Consider the following 17,023-nt stretch of genomic DNA (forward strand, 5'->3'; position numbering starts at 1 on the left):
TCAGCCGGTGAAGTAGCGGCCCGGCGAGACGCCGACGGTCCGCCGGAAGGCCGCGACATAGGCGCTCGGCGTGGCGTACCCGACCCGCCCCGCGATCCTGGCGATCGGCAGGCCCGCCGCGAGCAGCGGCAGCGAGGCAGCGAGGCGGACCTGGGTGCGCCACTGCCCGAAGCCGACGCCGGTCTCGGCGAGGAACAGCCGGGCCAAGGTGCGCGTACTGGTCGCCACGTCGGCGGCGAACTCCGCCAGCGTGCGCTGGTCGGCGGGGTCGCTGGTCAGCGCGTCGGCGACGGCTCTGGCGCGAAGATCCTCGGGTTGTCGCGCTCCGATCGGGATGACGTCCACCGGCTCGAGCAGATCGAAGATCACCGCCTCCGCGCGTTCCCGGCGCGCGGCGGTGCGGGCCGCGGCAGGCGTGGGCGCGGTGAGGTGATCGAACAGTTCGTGCAGCAGCCGGGTCACCCGCACCATCGTCGGCACGGTGTAGGTGACCGGGCAGCGATCGGGTTCGAGGAAGATGCCGCGCATCGCGGCGCCGTCGGCGGTGCCGGTGCGATGCGGGTGGCCGCCGGGAATCCACAGCGCTCGCGTCGGCGGAAGCACCCAGTGCCCGTGGTCGGTCTCGACGACCAGGACTCCCCGTGCGGCCCAGGCGATCTGGTGCTGCGGGTGGGCGTGCGTGTCGAACCAGTGTCCGGCGGGCAGCGCGCCGACGCCGAACACCATGGCGGTCGGGCCCGACGGGGCCGGATACAGCGCGGGTTGGCCGTTGCGCGACACAGTGTGTCACCGTAGCCTCTCGCGAACGGGGCCGGGGATTCCTAGCGTCGAGTGCATGCCGATGAACCTCTTGCACCGCATGCTCTGCCGATCCGCGCTCTGGGAGCGCACCAGCGCGACGCGCATCGTGCCGTGGGCGCTGACCGGGCTCGATCTCGGCGCCGCCGCGCTGGAGATCGGTCCGGGCTACGGCGCGAACGTGCGCACCCTCGCGTCGCGCACCGGCGCTCTCACCGGACTCGAGATCGACCCCGGCCTCGCCGCGCGGCTGCGCGACAGGCACGGCGCGGACATGACCGCCGTCGAGGGCGACGGCGCCGCTATGCCCTTGCCGGACAGCGCATTCGACGCCGTCGTCTGTTTCACGATGCTGCACCACGTGCCTTCGGCCGCTGTGCAGGACGCGGTGTTCGCCGAGGCGCTGCGCGTGCTGCGCCCCGGCGGGGTGTTCGCGGGCAGCGACGGCCTCGACAGCCGCGGTTTCCGGCTGCTGCACGTGGGCGACACCTGCGTGCCGGTGCCCCCGGACACCGCGGCCGAGCGACTGACCCGCGCCGGCTTCACCGACGTCGATATCGAGACGGGGACGACGAGTTTCCGCTTCCGCGCGCGCCGTCCCGCGGCCTGAGCCGTTCTCAGGCCGGTTCGAAGTAGCGGCCGGGGTCGAGGGTGTTGATCGGCGTCCAGCGCGGCTGTTCGGTGCGGACGTCCGAATCGTTGTGCGCCGCTTCGAAATATCCCCGGATTTCCAGCGCCAGCCGCGGGTTCTCGTCGACCCGGCGCGCCATGTCGTAGAGCGTCGCCAGCACGTGGACGCAGCGATCGGTGCGCGCCGAGCACGAGCAGTCGACGGCCGCGAGCTCCGGTGCCGGAGCCACACCGGCGGTGACGAGCGCGCGATGCATCTCGTCGGTCAGCAGAGTGGGATCCGGGATCACTTCGGCGATCGCGGCGACCGACTGACGAGACAGCGGCGCGACCTCCAGATGGGTCACCGAGGCCTGACCGCCGCGATGGATGTGGGCGCGCACGACGCGGCCTTCGACGGTGGCCTGGACCCCCTGATTGCGGGCGATGCTGCGGGCGCGGGGCAGCAGCGGTTCCGGCCGGGTCTGGCGCAGCGGCTCGGCGAGCCGCACCCAGTCCATGCCCCAGGGGGTGTAGCCGAATTCGTTGTCCGCCATCAGTTCTCTCGCTTCCGCCGCAGGATCTCGACGAGCTGGTCGTCGTCGAGGCGGGCCAGCGCCGCGATGCCCGCCGAGTCCGAGAGGTCGGTCAGCGCGGATTTGCGGTCGTGCATGCCCGCGATGTGCTCTTCGACGGTGGTGCCGGAGGTGAGCGTGGTGATGGTGACCGTGCGGGTCTGGCCGATACGGTGCGCCCGGTCGGAAGCCTGCGCTTCCACCGCGGGGTTCCACCAACGGTCGAAGTGGACGACGTCGGCGGCGCGGGTCAGGGTGAGCCCGGTGCCCGCCGCCCGCAGGCTCAGTACCAGCACCGGCGGCCCGTCCGCGGACTGGAAGTCGCGCACGATCGCGGCGCGCTCGGCCTGGCTCAGCCCGCCGTGGAAGAACGGCGCGGTGACGCCGAACTGTTCGGCCAGATGGCGGACCAGCAGTTCACCGGTCTGCCGGTACTGGGTGAAAATCAGTGTCGGCGAATCGGTCTCGAGGTTGGTGGCCACGATGTCGGTGCACAGATCCAGCTTGCCGGAACGGCCCGGTAGTTCGGCGAGGTCGCCGGTCACCAATCCGGGGTGGTTGCACACCTGCTTGAGCGCGGTCAGCGCGGCGAGCACTCGGCTCTGTCGTTGTGCGCCGGAACCGAACCCGTCGTCGATGGCTCGGTCCAGCAGCCGGTCGTAGAGCTGCTCCTGTTCGGCCGTCAGGTCACAGAGCAGATCGGTGTGGATCTTGGCGGGCAGCGTCGCCGCGACCTGGAACTTCTTGCGCGCCAGCACGACCGGTTCGATGGTGTCGCGCAGCCGGGCGGCGGCCACGGCCGAACCCTCCTGGATGGGCCGGACGAAGCGGCGGCGGAACTGCCCGCGATGGGCGAACAGGCGCGGCGCGATCAGATGCAGCAGCGCCCACAGTTCTTCGAGGTGGTTCTCCACCGGTGTGCCGGTCAGCGCGACTTTCGCGGGACTGGCGAGCGCACGGGCGGCCTTGGCGAGCTGGGTGCGCGGATTCTTCAACGCCTGCGCCTCGTCGAACACCGTGCTCGCCCAGTCGCGTTCGGCGAGCACGTCTCCGTGCCGCCGCAGGATCGGGTAACCGGCCACGACGACGTCACCGGGGCCCGCGGCCGGCTCGCCGCCGCGCCAGGCGATCGGGCGCAGATCCGGTGCGAAGCGGGTGATCTCGTGCGCCCAGTTCCCGACCAGCGACGTCGGACAGACCACGAGTTGCGCGCCCTCGGTCGCGCGTCCGAGCAGAAAACCGATGGCCTGCACGGTTTTCCCGAGACCCATCTCGTCGGCGAGCACCGCGCCGCCGAAGGCCGCGGTGGTCTCGGTCAACCAGCCGACCCCGCGCGCCTGATAGGGGCGCAGATCGGCGCGCAGCGTGGTCGCCAGGTTCGCGGCCATCGCCTCGGTGTCGAGCAGCGTGCGCAGCGCGCGGGCCCCGGACACGATCGCGGTGCCCGCGGCGTCCGGTACCGCGTGGGCCGCGGCGGGCAGCGCGCCGCCGGGTTCGCCGCCGCGTAGCACGGCGTGCCAAGCCCGGAGCGACGCGCCCGCGGCGGGCAGCCGCGGCGCGGCGAGCGCCTCCGTCGGAATCGCCCCCGAGCGGCCCGGTTCGGTCTCGGGCCGCGTCGAGGTCGTCGCGGCGACCGCGACGCCGGATGCGCCCGTGGTTCCCGGTGTGGTCCCCACGATCGACACCGCACCCAGGTCGAGTGCGGCGAGTTCCGCGGGTGGGATCAGCGCGCAGTCGACGTCGGTGATCTCGATCGCTCCGCGCGCGCCGGTGGGCACCGCCAGCGCGAGCGTCTCGCGATCACCGAGACCGGCGGGCGCGCGTCCGGTGCCGTGGCCCGTCCAGATCCACAGCGCGAAGAGATGGCGGTCGGGCAGGTAGGTGGCCTGTGTGCTGGGCAGAGCGAACCCCTAGATCATCGTATGGTGTACGGAGTATCGTGACAACGTACACCGTACCGGGTTTGTTCCGAGGAGTCCCTTGTCCCAGGAGAGCGACGACGATCAGGCGAAACAGCTGCTGCACCTGCTCTGGCGCCAGGCGCTGCCGCCGCGCACGGGCGGGCGCGGGCCGAAGCAGACGGTGAGCGTCGACGCCGTTGTCGCGGCAGCCGTCGCGCTCGCCGATCGCGACGGGTACGAGAAGGTGTCGATCCGCGCGGTCGCGGCCGAACTGGGCCTGCGGCCGATGAGCCTGTACACCTACGTGCCGAGCAAAGAGGCGCTGACCGTGCTGATGGTCGACGCCGTCGCCGCCGAGGACGCGCCCATCCCCGCCGAGCTGCCGGTGCGGGAGCGGATCGCCGCGATCGCGCGGCAGGTGCGCGCCGAGGTGCTCGCGCATCCGTGGCTGCTGGAGGTGTCGCCCTGGCGCGCCGTGCTCGGGCCCGGACGGATGCGGCGTTACGAACGTCAGCTGGCTGCCCTGGAGGGGGTCGGTCTGACGGATCTGGCGATGGACCGGGCGATCGCGGTGCTGACCGAGTTCGCCACCGGGAACGCGCGGATGGCGGTGGCCGCGGCCCGTGGCGCCGCGGAGCTGAGCGACGCGCAGTGGTGGGAGCGTTACGGTCCGGAGCTGTCGCGGGTCATGCCGGTCGAGGAGTTTCCCCTCGCGGCGCGGGTCGGCGCGGCGGTGGGGGAGCGGTATCAGGCGCCCGCGGATCCGGACGGCGCTTTCGAGTTCGGGGTGGGCCGCCTGCTGGACGGCATTCTCGCCGACCTCGACGCGAAGTGATGTGACCCAGAACACTGTGATGTGCAACACATGTGGGTCGAACATGCCGCAGCGGGCGACGATTCGTCGCCCGCTGCGGGTAGGCCATGTTCTGTTGTTCGATGCTGTTGTGTCGGGAAGCGAAAACCGGTCAGAGGGCGGGAGCCGACTCCGTGTCGATCACGGCCTCGAGCTCACGCAGCCGATCCATGTGTTCGTTCGCGTGATGCTGGCAGAAGAGCAACTCTCCACCTGCGGGCAGAACGGCACGCACTCGGGCAGCCGCCCCGCAACGGTCGCAACGATCGACCGCGGTCAGTGGGGTGCTTGTCAGGGTTCCTGGCATGACTCCTCCGTCCTGGCTCCCGGCACTACAGTCCGTTCACCTGGTGTGGGGCCCGTGGTCACTCACCACGAGCTCGCTACCGCTACTTCCCAGCAGTGGTATGACTACTCTGTCAGACGTTCGGGACGGGGGCATTGTTCCCGCAAGTGATTCTGTGTGTTTTCTCTAACACGACCTGGTATTTCGCTCATGGCGAACATTCCAGGTTGGGGACCGAACCGCACTCGATCACCCCACGAACACGCCTATCCAGTTGGTCTGTTGGGAGATTACCCGTGACCTACGACACTCACACGCTGGTTCACCTGTGTACTTTGCCGGAGTGGCGCAACGCTCGGCAAACCGGCGAGCGCAGGCCACCGTCGTTGGCCGAGGTCGGCTTCGTTCACCTTTCCACTACGCGGCAGGTGCACCTGCCCGCCAACCGGCTCTTCGCCGGTCGGCGCGATCTGGTGCTGTTGCGCATCGACGCGAATCTGCTCGTGGATCCGGTGAAATGGGAGCCCGGCGTGCCGACGGACCCGGAGTCGATGCTGTTCCCGCATCTGTACGGGCCGCTCCCTGTCAGCGTCGTCACATCGGTGGAGGAGTATCTGCCGGGCCCGGACGGAGCCTTCGCACCGCTGGTGGAGTGAGCCCGCCGGTCAGCGCTCGCGCGCCTGCCGCGCGAGGATGGCGGCCTGAACACGGGACCGCACACCGAGTTTGGTGAGCACGCGCGAGACGTGGGTCTTCACGGTGGTCTCCCCGATGAACAGCCGCGCCGCGATCTGCGCGTTCGACAGGCCGTCGCCGAGGCAGTCCAGCACCTCGCGTTCGCGTTCGGTGAGATCGGCGAAGCCGTCCGGTGCGGCGGGTCCGGCGTCGGCGACGGAGGACGCGAACGCGGCGATCACGGCCCGGGTGACCTCCGGCGCCAGCACCCCGTCGCCCGCGTCGACCGCGCGCACCGCGTCGACGAGTGCTTGTCCCGACGTGGATTTCAGCACGAACCCGGACGCGCCCGCGCGCAAGGCGCGAAAGACGTACTCGTCCAAGTCGAACGTGGTGAGGATGAGCACGCGCGCCAACGCGTCGGCGGTGATGCGTTCGGTGGCGGTGATGCCATCCACGCCGGGCATCCGCACATCCATCAGCACCACATCGGGCCGCAGCGCCTTGGCCTGCGCCACCGCGATGTCACCGTCGGCGGCCTCGCCGATCACCTCGATGCCGTCGGCGCCGTTCAGGATCATCCGCAACCCCGCGCGAATCGCGCCGTGATCGTCGGCGATCAGCACGCGAATCGTCATGCCACCTCCGCTGTTCGGGTCATGCCTGCGCCTCGCTGACGCTCGGCTCCGGCATGCCGCGGAGGGGCTGCCACATGATTCGCTCACTGCGTTCGCTCATGCCTGCGCCTCGCTGACGCTCGGCTCCGGCATGCCCCGGAGGGGCTGCCACATGATTCGCTCACTGCGTTCGCTCATGCCTGCGCCTCGCCGATGCTCGGCTCCGGCATGCCCGCACCTTGCTCCGGCATGCCGAGTGGCAGACGGGCGCGTACCGTCCAGTCTGCGGCTTCCGGTCCGGCGGTGAAGCTGCCGCCCAGTGCGGCGGCGCGTTCGCGCATGTTCATCAGGCCGCGATGCGCCGCCGCGGAATTCGCGGGCTCGGACGAAACCACCGCGGCGCGTGCCGCATTGCGCACCGTGACGTCGAGGGCCGCCGGATCGGCGCGCACCGCGATGTCGACCCGCTGCCCCGGCGCGTGCTTCATCGCATTCGTCAAGGCTTCCTGGATGATGCGGTAGGCGGCCTGGTCCACCGCGCTGGGCAGCGGCGTGCCGTCGAGCGAATCGGCAACGCGCACCGATGTTCCCGCCGACCGGGCGGTGTCCACCAGGATCGGCAGCTGGGCCAGCGTGCGCGGAGCGACGGTCTCGTCCTCCGCACCGTCGTCGCGGCGCAGCAGACCGATCATGATGCGCATCTCCTGGAGCGCGTTGACGCTGTTGGCACGGATCGAGCCGAGGATCCCGGCCATCGCGGGGTCGGAATCCCGGCGGGTCAGCTCGCCGAGCGCCGCCTCGGATTGGATCGCGATGGCCGAGAGGTGTCCCGCGATGACGTCGTGCAGATCGCGCGCCATCGTCTTGCGCTCGTCGGCGATGGCCGCGCGCCGGTCCAGTTCGGCCACCAACGCCATCGCCTGCACCCGCGCGCGTTCGGCCGCGGCGATCTCCTTGTGTGTCCGCACCGACAGCCCCCACCAGATCGGCGTGCCGACGAAGGCCGCCGCCGCGGCGACCGCGAGCACCAGCGCCCGCCAGTCGCCGGTCGCGGCGAACACCGCCACCGTGATCACTGTCGTTAGCGCGGCGCAGCCGATCGCCACCCAGCGCGACACCGCGCGCGTGCCGTACAGGACGGCCGCGTAGATCAGATCCGAGTACAGGAGCCACACCGGCACCGTCGCGCCGAGCGCCAGATCGATCCCGAGCGGGACCAAGCCCGCGAGCAGCGCCGCCAGCGGCGCCCGCCGCCGCAGCAGCGCCACCGCGCACAGCAGCGCGAGCACACCGAATCGGACGCCGAGCGACGTGTCGGTGCCGCCGTCGGCCATCGGGTACAGCCCGGACAGGTACAGGAACGCGCCGAAGGCGAACGCGAAGGCCGCGACCAGCGCGTCCTGCGCGGTCGCCGACAACGCGTGCCACTGCTTCACCGCCTCATCACAGCACACGGGCGAGCGCGCGAGGGTCCGCCGAAGTAATGAGTTCGCCGTCCGGTGACGCGCCGATCGGAGGTTCGGTCGCGCTGCCGGCCGGGTACTGCCTTGTGATGGTGGTACCCGCGCTGGCGCTCATCGCGGGGAGGTCGCTGCTGCACACCAGGATCGAACCGCTGCCGGCTCGGCTGGACGCCTTCCTGTCCCGGCACGCCGACAGCGCGACCGGGTGGGCGCCGGCCATCGCGGGCATCGTTCTGGTCCGCGGCGCCATCGGCGGCCTTGCCGCTGGTTAGCCCCCCAGAGAGTTAGGCTGAACAAGTGAACGTCGACGTCACCGCACTACCCGGGATCGGGGTACGCAAAGACTTCGAGGCCAGGTCGGGCCGCCGGATCGGCGTGGTCGACCACCGCGACGGAGGCATCGATCTGATCGTCTCCAAGCTCGACGACCCGGACGCGTGTGCCGCGCAGGTGCCGCTGACGAGCGACGAGGCGGCGGTGCTCGCCAACCTGCTCGGCGCTCCGCAACTGGTGGCCTCGCTCCGCGAGGACCATCGCGACCTGCCGGGCATCACCACCCGGCAGCTGCCGATCGCCGACGAGTCGCCCTACGAGGGCCGCACCCTCGGCGAGACGGCGATGCGCACTCGAACCAAGGTCTCGATCGTCGCGGTGATGCGCGCCGGTCAGCTGCACCCCTCGCCCGGGCCCGATTTCACCTTCGCCGCAGACGATCTGCTCGTAGTGGTAGGCACCCCCGACGGCTTGGACGCCGCCGCGAAGATCCTCTCGCACGGTTGACCCGTGAGCGCGACCGCACTCGCTTTCCTCGAGCTCGGAGCGGTGTTCTTCGCTCTAGGCATGTTGGGGCGGGTGGCGGGACGATTCGGCATGTCGCCGATCCCGCTCTATCTGCTGGGGGGATTGGCGTTCGGGTCGGGCGGGTTCATCGACCTCGCCGAGGCCAACGAATTCGGTCATGTCGCGGGCGAGATCGGCGTGGTGCTGCTGCTCCTGTTGCTCGGCCTGGAATACACCGCCGCCGAGCTGATGACCGGTCTGCGGCGGTCCTGGCCCGCCGGCTTGGTCGACATCGTCGTCAACGCGATCCCCGGCGTGGTGGTGGCGCTGCTGCTCGGCTGGGGCGCCGTCGGCGCGATCACCATGGGCGGCGTCACCTATATCTCCTCCTCGGGCATCGTCGCCAAGGTTCTCAACGATCTAGGGCGGCTCGGTAACCGCGAAACCCCGGTCGTGCTCTCGATTCTGGTGTTCGAGGACCTGGCCATGGCGGTGTACCTTCCGATCCTCACCACCATCCTCGCGGGGCTGAGCTTCCTGAGCGGACTGCGGTCGCTCGCCCTCGCGATGGTGACGGTCACCCTGGTGCTGCTGGTGGCGCTGCGGTTCGGCCGCCACGTGTCATCGATCGTGGACAGCTCCGACAACGAGGTGTTCCTGCTCAAATTGCTGGGCGCGACGCTGCTGGTGGCGGGCGCCGCCTCGGCGCTGAACGTCTCGGCAGTGGTCGGCGCGTTCCTGCTCGGCATCGCGATCTCCGGATCGACGGCGCACCAGGCCGCGAAACTGCTGGAGCCGCTGCGGGATCTGTTCGCGGCCATCTTCTTCGTGGCCTTCGGGTTGAGCACCGACCCGCGCGCGATCCCGCCGGTGCTCGGCTGGGCGGTGCTGCTGGCCGTGGTGACCACGGTGACCAAGGTCGCGACCGGGTGGTGGGCCGCGGGCAGGCAAGGCATCAGGCGGATGGGCAGGGCAAGGGCGGGGGCGACGCTGGTCGCGCGCGGTGAATTCTCGATCGTCATCGCGGGATTGGCGGTGAGCGTGGGCGCGGTCGCGAGCGAGCTGGCCCCGCTGGCCTCGGCCTATGTGTTGCTGATGGCGGTGCTCGGCCCGGTCGCGGCGCGGGTGGTGGAGCCGCTGGTGCACTTGGTGCGACCCGAACCCGGCCCCGCGGTCGCCGCCTAGTCGGCCTCGGCGTTCGATGCCGCGGCGCGGCGGCGTTCGACGCGAGTCCAGAACGCGGTGGCGATTCCGCCGACCGCGAGGCCGATCAGGGCCGCGCACAGGTGGCCGTAATCGGTGAAGGTCGGCCCGATCCAGATCGCCGCGACGAGCACACCGACGAGCACCGCCGCCCAGACCAGCCGGACGGGCCCGCGGAACCGGAACGCCATCGCGGCCAGCACCGCCGTGAACCCGTAGCTGGCGCCGACATCAGGGGCGATGGCCACGCGCACCGGAATGAGGCGGCGATCGATGGCGTAGGCGATGCCGGTGACGGTGAGCAGCGTGGCGCCGATGTGCCCGGTGGCGAACAACAGGATCCAGCGGCCGGTGCCGAGCCAGCGCTCGGCGGCCGCCATCACCACGAGGAACTCGAGGATGGTCAGCCACGGGAAATCGCCCTCGGTCCAGAACGCCGACGCCACCAGCACCTGCACCGGATCGCGCCGCATATTGGCGAGATTCGTGGACGCGGACAGGATCAGCCGATGCTCGACCGCCTCGCCGACGCCGCGCAGTGTCCACCAGGTGACGAAGAGGGTGAAGGCGTACGCGGTACTCGCGGGCGCGGCCCCCAGATGCCGCCGGATCGCCGGGATCACGCGGCGCGGCAGGTGCGGGCGACGCAGTCCTTCGATGCCCTTCCGCAGCTCGTCGCCGAGGTCGACGGTCCGGACCCACGGCGCGCTGATCGGAGTGGCTGCCACACAAGCAGTCTGCCGGGTGCCCGGCCGTCGGATGCGCAGGACGCGCGCCGTCGAGCCCGCGTGTGGCCACGGTGGGCGACGGCCGTGCGTGCGTCGGCGACAGCTGTTGTGCTTCCGCCCGGGCCGGTGCGCGTTCTGGCCGCCGGGCCCGATGTGCGCTGCGCGCCTGTCGCGACCGGGGTTGGTATGCGGCTCGACCCTGGCGGTTATTGCCCCCGGCGCGGAACGTCGCGGGTCGTCGGCCAGTACGGTGTCCCGTTGATCGGTGCGACGGAGGCGGGAGCCGATTCCGGTCGCGGTTCCGGGCGGGGCGGCGGCGTCGGCGCGACGTTCTCCGCGGTGACCGTGCCCAGCGGGAGCGACGCCGCGAGGTTCTGGGCGAAGGGGCGCACCGTGGCCGGCGGTATCGAGGCGAGGTTCTCGGTGGCAGGACGCTCGATGGTCGGCGGCGGTGTGGGTGCGAGGTTCTCGGCCGCGGGGCGCACGGCGACCGACGGTGTGGGGGCGAGGTTCTCGGTGACGGCTCGCGTGGGGGCACGGCGCGCGGGCGGCGTCGGCGCGACGTCTTCGGCGGCCGGACGGATGGCGGCCGCGCGTAGCGGCGGCAGGTCGATGTCGTGCTCGATCGAGGTGAGACTCACCGCGATCAGCAGCAGCATCGTCACGATGCTGATGCCGACGATCAACGGCGCGAGCAACTGCATCGCCCCCGTGCCCGCGACCGGCCCGCCGTGGCCTGCGCTGTGCGCGTGCATCGAGGCCATGCCGATGTAGTGCATACCGCACACAGCCAGACCCATGATCCCGGCCGCGCCGGTGGTCGCCAGAAAACCGTTGACCCGCAACGTGAACCACAGCGCCACCGTCGCCGCGATCACCGCGATCGCCACCGAGAGCACCACCATCGGCAGGTTGTAGCTGATGGTCGCGCTCGACTTCATCGCGAACATGCCGATGTAGTGCATGGCCGCCACGCCGAGGCCGGTGACGGCGCCGCCCGCGAGCAGCGCGATCAGCGTCGGCCGCGGGGTGACCACGACGAACAGACCGATGCCGACCACGACGATCGCGGTCGCCGCGCTGAGCAAAGTGAGCGGCACGTCGTAGCGGATCTCCGCGCCGCGGATCGAAAAGCCAAGCATCGCAATGAAATGCATGACCCAGATCCCGGTGCCGCCGATGGCGAACGCGGCCAGTACCAGCCAGCCTGCTCTGCCCTCGGCAGCCCGGGCCCGCGCGGCGCACTGCAAGCCGAGCAGCGACCCGGTGAAGGACATGATGTAGGCCAGCAGCGGCGTCAACCACCCGTAACTGAAGTGGTGAATGTCGAGCACGTGAATCCCCATGGCTGGGCCGAGACCGCCCGGCGTTGAAAAACTTGTGCGTCAGACTGTACGGCAGCCGGGCTCGCGAAGCCGTGTTCCTGTCAGTGTTTTGGATCACTTTCAGGTTTGATTCCATTTGGAAAGTGGTAGGAGGCACGGACTCTCGCGAAACGCCCGGAACGACAACGGGCCCGCATCCCCGTTCCGCCGCCGAAAGGCAAGCGGCACAAGGGATGCGGGCCCGAAGGTCCGTGCGGTGATCAGTCCAGGTAGTCGCGCAGCACCTGGGAGCGGCTGGGGTGGCGCAGCTTGCTCATGGTCTTGGACTCGATCTGACGGATGCGCTCACGGGTGACCCCGTACACCTGACCGATCTCGTCGAGGGTGCGCGGCTGGCCGTCGGTGAGGCCGAAGCGAAGCCGGACCACGCCCGCCTCGCGCTCGGACAGCGTCTCCAGCACCGACTGCAGCTGATCCTGTAGCAGGGTGAAGCTCACCGCGTCGACCGCGACGACGGCCTCGGAGTCCTCGATGAAGTCGCCGAGCTGGCTGTCGCCCTCGTCGCCGATGGTCTGGTCCAGCGAGATGGGTTCACGCGCGTACTGCTGGATCTCCAGTACCTTCTCCGGCGTGATGTCCATTTCCTTGGCCAGCTCTTCCGGGGTGGGCTCGCGGCCCAGATCCTGGAGCAGCTCGCGCTGGATGCGGCCGAGCTTGTTGATGACCTCGACCATGTGCACCGGGATGCGGATGGTACGGGCCTGGTCGGCCATGGCGCGGGTGATGGCCTGCCGGATCCACCAGGTGGCGTACGTCGAGAACTTGTAGCCCTTGGTGTAGTCGAACTTCTCCACCGCGCGGATCAGACCGAGGTTGCCCTCCTGGATCAGGTCCAGGAACGCCATGCCGCGGCCGGTGTAGCGCTTGGCCAGCGACACGACCAGTCGCAGGTTGGCCTCGAGCAGATGGTTCTTGGCCCGGTTGCCGTCGCGTACGATCCAGTTGAAATCGCGGCGCATCGCGACGGGCAGCTTCTCGCCCGCCTCGGCGAACTCGCGCACCTTCTCCGCCGCGTAGAGACCGGCCTCGATCCGCTTGGCGAGCTCGACCTCCTCCTCGGCGTTGAGCAGCGCGACCTTGCCGATCTGCTTGAGGTAGGCGCGCACCGAGTCGGCGGAGGCGGTGAGCTCGGCGTCCTTGCGCGCCTGGCGCAGCGCCTCGGACTCCTCCTCGTCCCAGACGAAGTCGCCGGAGGCCTTGTCCTTCGCCGTCGGCTCCTCGGTGCCTTCGGCTTCGGACTCTTCCTCGTCGTCCTCGGCGGCGTCCTCGGCCGTGTCGTCCGCCAGGTCCGCGTCGTCGGCGAGATCACTCTCGTCGACCTCCAGATCGTCCAGATCCTCGAGATCGACCTCGTCCTCCGGCGCCTCCTCGGCGCCGGGCTCGCCGTCGGGGCCTACCTTCTTGGTGGCGGCCTTCTTCGCGGGCGCCTTCTTGGCCGCGGCCTTCTTCGCGGGCGCCTTCTTGGCCGCGGCCTTCTTGGCCGGTGCCTTCTTGGCGGCAGCCTTGCGGACCGGCCGTGCTGCGGTTACATCTGTGGAGTCGGCGTCGGCCGATTCGGCGGTCTGACGGGTCGTGGCTACCACGTACGCCCTTTCGTGACGGTCTCGTGCGGCGTCACGCCAGAGTTGTGTTCCGGCGGAGCGGTCTGTCGGGTTTCACCGGCGGAGGGCCGGTCGGGTTTCTCCGGCTCACCGCCGGGCATGTTCCATTGTAACGATCCAACCAGGGTACTCACGGCACGATGCCACTTGTCGCACGCCTGCCTCGCGCGTTTTCCGCGTCGCCGCGCACCACCGCCACGCCGGTCACGGGAGGATGCCCGCGTCGATCGCCATCGCGGCGCCGACGATGCCCGCGGTGTTCCGGAGATGGGCGGGAACCACCGGAGTCCGGTTGGTCAGCAACGGAATCCACTGGTCGGCGTCGCGGCTGATGCCGCCGCCCGCGACGAACACTTTCGGCCAGAACAGGTTCTCCAGACCGATCAGCACGGTGCTGACCTCCGTGGCCCACTGTTCGTAGCTGAGGCCGTCGCGATCCTTGATCGAGGCCGCGGCGCGGTGCTCGGTCTCCATGCCGCCGACCTCGAGGTGGCCGAGTTCGCTGTTGGGCACCAGCGTGCCGTTGTACAGCAGCGCCGAGCCGATGCCGGTGCCGAAGGTCAGCAGCAGCACCAGCCCGTCGTATCGCTGCGCCGCGCCGTAGCGGTCCTCGGCGAGTCCGGCCGCGTCCGCGTCGTTGAGCACCGTCACCGGCCTGCCGCCGAGCGCCGCCGAGAAAAGGGCGCGCGCGTCGGTGCCGATCCAGCTCTTGTCGATGTTGGCGGCGGTGCGTGCCACGCCGTCGAGCACCACGGCGGGCAGCGTGATGCCCACCGGGCCGGGCCAGTCCGCCTCGGCGACCAGCTTGGCCACCGCGTCGGCGACGGCCTGCGGGGTCGAGGGGTGCGGGGTGGCGATCTTGATCCGCTCGTGCGTCAGCTCGCCGGTCGCTAGATCGACCGCGGCCCCCTTGACGCCGCTGCCGCCGATGTCGATACCGAATGCGTGCCCCCGAGCGGACATGGCTAACCCCTCGTTCCCTTAGCTGGCCGGTGAGATGACAGCGCCCACCGCACCGGGCCCACGACGCCGCCGGAGCGGATGCGGTGGGGTGCCCGACGACGGCGCTGTGTCGTGCACGACAAGAGTAATGCGCGATCGGTGCTGTGCGCCTCGGAGGATCTGTGATGCGATGGGCGGCGTGCCGCAATCCACCACTCCCGTAGCCGAAGACTCCGCCGCCGACCCCCGCGAGACCGCGTCCGAACTGCGCCGCATCGCGGTCGAGCTCGCCGAGCGGGCCGCCGCGCACGTGCGCGCCCGCCGCCCCGAAGTGTTCGGCCCGGCCGGTGTCGCGGCCGAGGGGGCCGTGCAGACCAAAGGTCACGCCACCGACCCGGTGACCGTGGTCGACACCGAGAGCGAGGAGCTGATCCGCGGGCTGCTCGCCGAACTCCGCCCCGGCGACCCGATCGTCGGCGAGGAAGGCGGCGGCAGCCTGGCCGCCGACGACGACGCGGTGCACTGGGTGGTCGATCCGATCGACGGGACCGTCAACTTTCTCTACGGCATCCCCGGATACGCCGTCTCGGTGGCCGCGATGCGCAACGGACAGTCCGTGGCGGGCGCGGTGGTCGACGTCGCGCGGGCGGTGACCTACAGCGCCGCGCGCGGCCTCGGCGCGACGGCCACGGCCGCCGACGGCACGGTCGAGCAGCTGCGATGCAATCCGATCGAGGACGTCTCGATGTCGTTGGTGGCCACCGGATTCGGTTACGGCACGCACCGGCGCGCTCGGCAGGCCGAACTGGTCGCGCAGGTGCTGCCCCGGGTACGCGACATCCGTCGCTTCGGCGCGGCCGCGCTCGACCTGTGCCATGTGGCCGCCGGGCGGGTCGACGCGTACTACGAGCACGGACTCCACGCCTGGGACTGGGGTGCGGGCGCGTTGATCGCCGCGGAAGCGGGCGCGCGCCTGACGCTTCCGCCCGCGACCGCGACCGGAACGGCGGGCGATCTCGTCGTCGCCGCGGCGCCGGGAATCGCACGGGAACTCGGCTCGCTGCTGGCGGAAATCGGCGCGACCGAGCCGCTTCCGGATCGTTGATTCCGAGCCGCGCCCGTGAGTGGCGCGGCTCGCCGTCGGTCAGCCCCCGGTGACGTGCCGGGGGTCGGTGGTCGAGCTGTTCGGCGTCAGCAGTGCGCGGTGCGCGCGGCGTCGAGCAGGTCGGTGTCGATCGCGGGGCTGGAACCCGGCGCCGGGTTCTTCAGCGAACGCAGCACCTCTTCGGCGTCGTTGCTCGGGCGCAGGTCACGGAACAGCGAGCCGAGCACCAAGTCCACGGTGTCGTCCTCGCGCTGATCCTCGATCAGCTCGGCGCAGGGCGCGACCAGTTGCACCGACGCCGCGGCGGGCCTGCCGTTCACGCCGAAGCGGATCTGGCCGGTGCATTCCAGGTCGCCGTTGACGTATATGGAATCGTTGCCGTACTGGGTTCCGGACGCGCTCGCGAAGCCGAGGTCACCGAGCTGCGCGGCGACGTGCGCGGCCTGGCCACGCTGGTTGTTCGCGTTGAGCACGCGCACCTTGCTCACTGCGAGCGGCGCGGGTTCCACGTCCTCCAGGCGCGACGGGCCGACCCGCTGGCCCAGTTTGGGCGCGGGAGCCTGGGACGCGCCCGTATCGCTGGCTGGGCTCGGCGAGCTGCAGGCCATCGCGGTGGTGTCGGTGTCCTGCGTCGTCAGCGCCTTGATCCACACGATCGCGCAGATCAGCGCCATGACGCCGAGCATGATGAGCCAGGGCTGGGGGTGGCGACGCGCGTAGGGTCGTCCCTGCGAATCCGACGCGCTGCCTTCGGTGATCAGTGAAACCACGAGCCACACTCTACGAAAATGTCGCGGTGGGGGTACGGAAGGTCTCGGCGAGTTCGACCGTTGGTGTCGATTCCCCGACAGTTTCGACTCGGCTGTGTTTTGATTGCGACTTTTGTCGCGCGGTCCGCTATTGTCTGGCGGCCCAGATCGAATCACCAGCGGCGAAATCGGTGGTCGGTCGCGGGAACAAGTAGGGCATGTCCTGCGTTTACCGAGCGCTACCGGGTATGGGTCCTAGTGATCCTCCCTGATAGGTGACCGGTGCACGTGTGATGTGCACCACCGGCGGGGCGGTGTGGACGCCCGATTCCGGCGAGGAATCGGTGTGTCGGCAGCCGGTCCGGGATATACGGAGTAAGGACGAGGGGAAGACGACATGGCAACCGACTATGACGCACCGCGGCGCACCGAATCCGACGATGTGTCGGAAGATTCGCTGGAGGAGCTGAAGGCTCGTCGCAACGAGGCGCAGTCCGCCGTCGTGGATATCGACGAATCCGATACCGCGGAGTCGTTCGAGCTTCCCGGCGCGGATCTGTCCGAGGAGGTGCTCTCGGTTCGGGTGATCCCGAAGCAGGCCGACGAGTTCACCTGTTCCAGCTGCTTCCTTGTTCACCACCGCAGCAGGCTGGCCAGCGAGGCCGGCGGTCAGATGATCTGCATGGATTGCGCGGCCTGATCGTCCGCGGAGTTCGGAACGCGGCCGGGCCACCGGGTTCGGCCGGGGATAAC

Annotated in this window: 19 protein-coding genes; 8 read left to right on the forward strand and 11 right to left on the reverse strand. The window is 70.2% G+C overall.

From position 1 onward, the window contains the following. Positions 1-780, reverse strand: a complete 780-nt coding sequence (locus AC3ERS_RS26865) for an AraC family transcriptional regulator (RefSeq protein WP_431970877.1) — start codon at positions 778-780, stop codon at positions 1-3. A 55-nt stretch (positions 781-835) separates the two neighbouring features. Here AC3ERS_RS26865 and AC3ERS_RS26870 point away from each other — a divergent pair, with 55 nt between their 5' ends. Further along, complete coding sequence (locus tag AC3ERS_RS26870; protein ID WP_431970878.1) at positions 836-1,408, forward strand: class I SAM-dependent methyltransferase; 573 nt, start codon at positions 836-838, stop codon at positions 1,406-1,408. A gap of 7 nt (positions 1,409-1,415) precedes the next feature. Here AC3ERS_RS26870 and AC3ERS_RS26875 read toward each other — a convergent pair whose 3' ends face one another. After that, positions 1,416-1,964 (reverse strand): hypothetical protein, encoded by a 549-nt coding sequence (locus AC3ERS_RS26875; protein ID WP_431970879.1) that lies wholly within the window; start codon positions 1,962-1,964, stop codon positions 1,416-1,418. After that, positions 1,964-3,859, reverse strand: a complete 1,896-nt coding sequence (locus AC3ERS_RS26880; protein ID WP_431970986.1) for a DEAD/DEAH box helicase — start codon at positions 3,857-3,859, stop codon at positions 1,964-1,966. The genes AC3ERS_RS26875 and AC3ERS_RS26880 overlap by 1 nt, the downstream gene beginning before the upstream one ends. 103 nt (positions 3,860-3,962) lie before the next feature. On the opposite strand from AC3ERS_RS26880, the gene AC3ERS_RS26885 reads away from it, so the two are divergent. After that, complete coding sequence (locus tag AC3ERS_RS26885) at positions 3,963-4,718, forward strand: TetR/AcrR family transcriptional regulator (protein ID WP_431970880.1); 756 nt, start codon at positions 3,963-3,965, stop codon at positions 4,716-4,718. Positions 4,719-4,848: 130 nt separating this feature from the next. Here the strand turns inward: AC3ERS_RS26885 and AC3ERS_RS26890 are convergent, their stop codons facing one another. Further along, a complete protein-coding gene (locus tag AC3ERS_RS26890; protein WP_029903635.1) occupies positions 4,849-5,043 on the reverse strand; it encodes a DUF7455 domain-containing protein in 195 nt (64 codons plus the stop codon). 275 nt (positions 5,044-5,318) lie between these two features. Here AC3ERS_RS26890 and AC3ERS_RS26895 point away from each other — a divergent pair, with 275 nt between their 5' ends. Beyond that, positions 5,319-5,678 (forward strand): DUF952 domain-containing protein, encoded by a 360-nt coding sequence (locus AC3ERS_RS26895; protein ID WP_431970881.1) that lies wholly within the window; start codon positions 5,319-5,321, stop codon positions 5,676-5,678. Positions 5,679-5,687: 9 nt separating this feature from the next. On the opposite strand, the gene AC3ERS_RS26900 is transcribed toward AC3ERS_RS26895, so the two are convergent. Both AC3ERS_RS26900 and AC3ERS_RS26905 read right to left on the reverse strand, forming a co-directional pair. Then, entirely contained in the window at positions 5,688-6,335 is a 648-nt protein-coding gene (locus AC3ERS_RS26900; protein ID WP_431970882.1) for a response regulator, read from the reverse strand. A 173-nt stretch (positions 6,336-6,508) separates the two neighbouring features. Next, a complete protein-coding gene (locus AC3ERS_RS26905) occupies positions 6,509-7,750 on the reverse strand; it encodes a sensor histidine kinase (RefSeq protein ID WP_431970883.1) in 1,242 nt (413 codons plus the stop codon). Positions 7,751-7,797: 47 nt separating this feature from the next. Between AC3ERS_RS26905 and AC3ERS_RS26910 the strand changes: the two genes are divergently transcribed. Genes AC3ERS_RS26910 through AC3ERS_RS26920 form a run of 3 tightly spaced genes read left to right on the forward strand, consistent with a single transcriptional unit; the run spans position 7,798 to position 9,742 of the window. Beyond that, complete coding sequence (locus AC3ERS_RS26910; RefSeq protein WP_431970884.1) at positions 7,798-8,049, forward strand: hypothetical protein; 252 nt, start codon at positions 7,798-7,800, stop codon at positions 8,047-8,049. 25 nt (positions 8,050-8,074) lie between these two features. Beyond that, a complete protein-coding gene (locus tag AC3ERS_RS26915; RefSeq protein ID WP_431970885.1) occupies positions 8,075-8,557 on the forward strand; it encodes a cation:proton antiporter regulatory subunit in 483 nt (160 codons plus the stop codon). 3 nt (positions 8,558-8,560) lie between these two features. After that, entirely contained in the window at positions 8,561-9,742 is a 1,182-nt protein-coding gene (locus tag AC3ERS_RS26920) for a cation:proton antiporter (protein ID WP_431970886.1), read from the forward strand. Here AC3ERS_RS26920 and AC3ERS_RS26925 read toward each other — a convergent pair. From AC3ERS_RS26925 to ppgK, 4 genes are all read right to left on the reverse strand, one after another. Continuing rightward, positions 9,739-10,488 carry a rhomboid-like protein gene (locus AC3ERS_RS26925; protein ID WP_431970887.1) on the reverse strand — a complete coding sequence of 250 codons (750 nt, stop codon included), beginning with the start codon at positions 10,486-10,488 and terminating at the stop codon, positions 9,739-9,741. The two genes, AC3ERS_RS26920 and AC3ERS_RS26925, sit on opposite strands and share 4 nt — an antisense overlap. A gap of 206 nt (positions 10,489-10,694) precedes the next feature. Beyond that, positions 10,695-11,834 (reverse strand): MHYT domain-containing protein, encoded by a 1,140-nt coding sequence (locus AC3ERS_RS26930; protein WP_488186863.1) that lies wholly within the window; start codon positions 11,832-11,834, stop codon positions 10,695-10,697. 239 nt (positions 11,835-12,073) lie between these two features. Next, a complete protein-coding gene (locus AC3ERS_RS26935; protein ID WP_431970889.1) occupies positions 12,074-13,456 on the reverse strand; it encodes an RNA polymerase sigma factor in 1,383 nt (460 codons plus the stop codon). 222 nt (positions 13,457-13,678) lie between these two features. Beyond that, a complete protein-coding gene (gene ppgK / locus AC3ERS_RS26940) occupies positions 13,679-14,437 on the reverse strand; it encodes a polyphosphate--glucose phosphotransferase (RefSeq protein WP_431970890.1) in 759 nt (252 codons plus the stop codon). Positions 14,438-14,606: 169 nt separating this feature from the next. On the opposite strand from ppgK, the gene AC3ERS_RS26945 reads away from it, so the two are divergent. After that, positions 14,607-15,521 (forward strand): inositol monophosphatase family protein, encoded by a 915-nt coding sequence (locus AC3ERS_RS26945; RefSeq protein ID WP_431970891.1) that lies wholly within the window; start codon positions 14,607-14,609, stop codon positions 15,519-15,521. A gap of 86 nt (positions 15,522-15,607) precedes the next feature. On the opposite strand, the gene cei is transcribed toward AC3ERS_RS26945, so the two are convergent. After that, positions 15,608-16,291, reverse strand: a complete 684-nt coding sequence (gene cei / locus AC3ERS_RS26950; protein ID WP_431970892.1) for an envelope integrity protein Cei — start codon at positions 16,289-16,291, stop codon at positions 15,608-15,610. Positions 16,292-16,667: 376 nt separating this feature from the next. On the opposite strand from cei, the gene AC3ERS_RS26955 reads away from it, so the two are divergent. Next, complete coding sequence (locus AC3ERS_RS26955) at positions 16,668-16,970, forward strand: DUF4193 domain-containing protein (RefSeq protein WP_067779587.1); 303 nt, start codon at positions 16,668-16,670, stop codon at positions 16,968-16,970. Positions 16,971-17,023 lie beyond the last annotated feature (53 nt).

This window comes from Nocardia sp. bgisy134 (assembly GCF_057708325.1).

What these genes read in the sequence shown, in the direction of transcription:
- AC3ERS_RS26945 (WP_431970891.1), top strand. Translation starts at nt 14,607, where the DNA reads ATGGGCGGCGTGCCGCAATCCACCACTCCCGTAGCCGAAGACTCCGCC.
- AC3ERS_RS26930 (WP_488186863.1), bottom strand. Translation starts at nt 11,834, where the DNA reads ATGGGGATTCACGTGCTCGACATTCACCACTTCAGTTACGGGTGGTTG.
- AC3ERS_RS26890 (WP_029903635.1), bottom strand. Translation starts at nt 5,043, where the DNA reads ATGCCAGGAACCCTGACAAGCACCCCACTGACCGCGGTCGATCGTTGC.
- AC3ERS_RS26870 (WP_431970878.1), top strand. Translation starts at nt 836, where the DNA reads ATGCCGATGAACCTCTTGCACCGCATGCTCTGCCGATCCGCGCTCTGG.
- AC3ERS_RS26900 (WP_431970882.1), bottom strand. Translation starts at nt 6,335, where the DNA reads ATGACGATTCGCGTGCTGATCGCCGACGATCACGGCGCGATTCGCGCG.
- AC3ERS_RS26875 (WP_431970879.1), bottom strand. Translation starts at nt 1,964, where the DNA reads ATGGCGGACAACGAATTCGGCTACACCCCCTGGGGCATGGACTGGGTG.
- ppgK (WP_431970890.1), bottom strand. Translation starts at nt 14,437, where the DNA reads ATGTCCGCTCGGGGGCACGCATTCGGTATCGACATCGGCGGCAGCGGC.
- AC3ERS_RS26955 (WP_067779587.1), top strand. Translation starts at nt 16,668, where the DNA reads ATGGCAACCGACTATGACGCACCGCGGCGCACCGAATCCGACGATGTG.
- AC3ERS_RS26910 (WP_431970884.1), top strand. Translation starts at nt 7,798, where the DNA reads ATGAGTTCGCCGTCCGGTGACGCGCCGATCGGAGGTTCGGTCGCGCTG.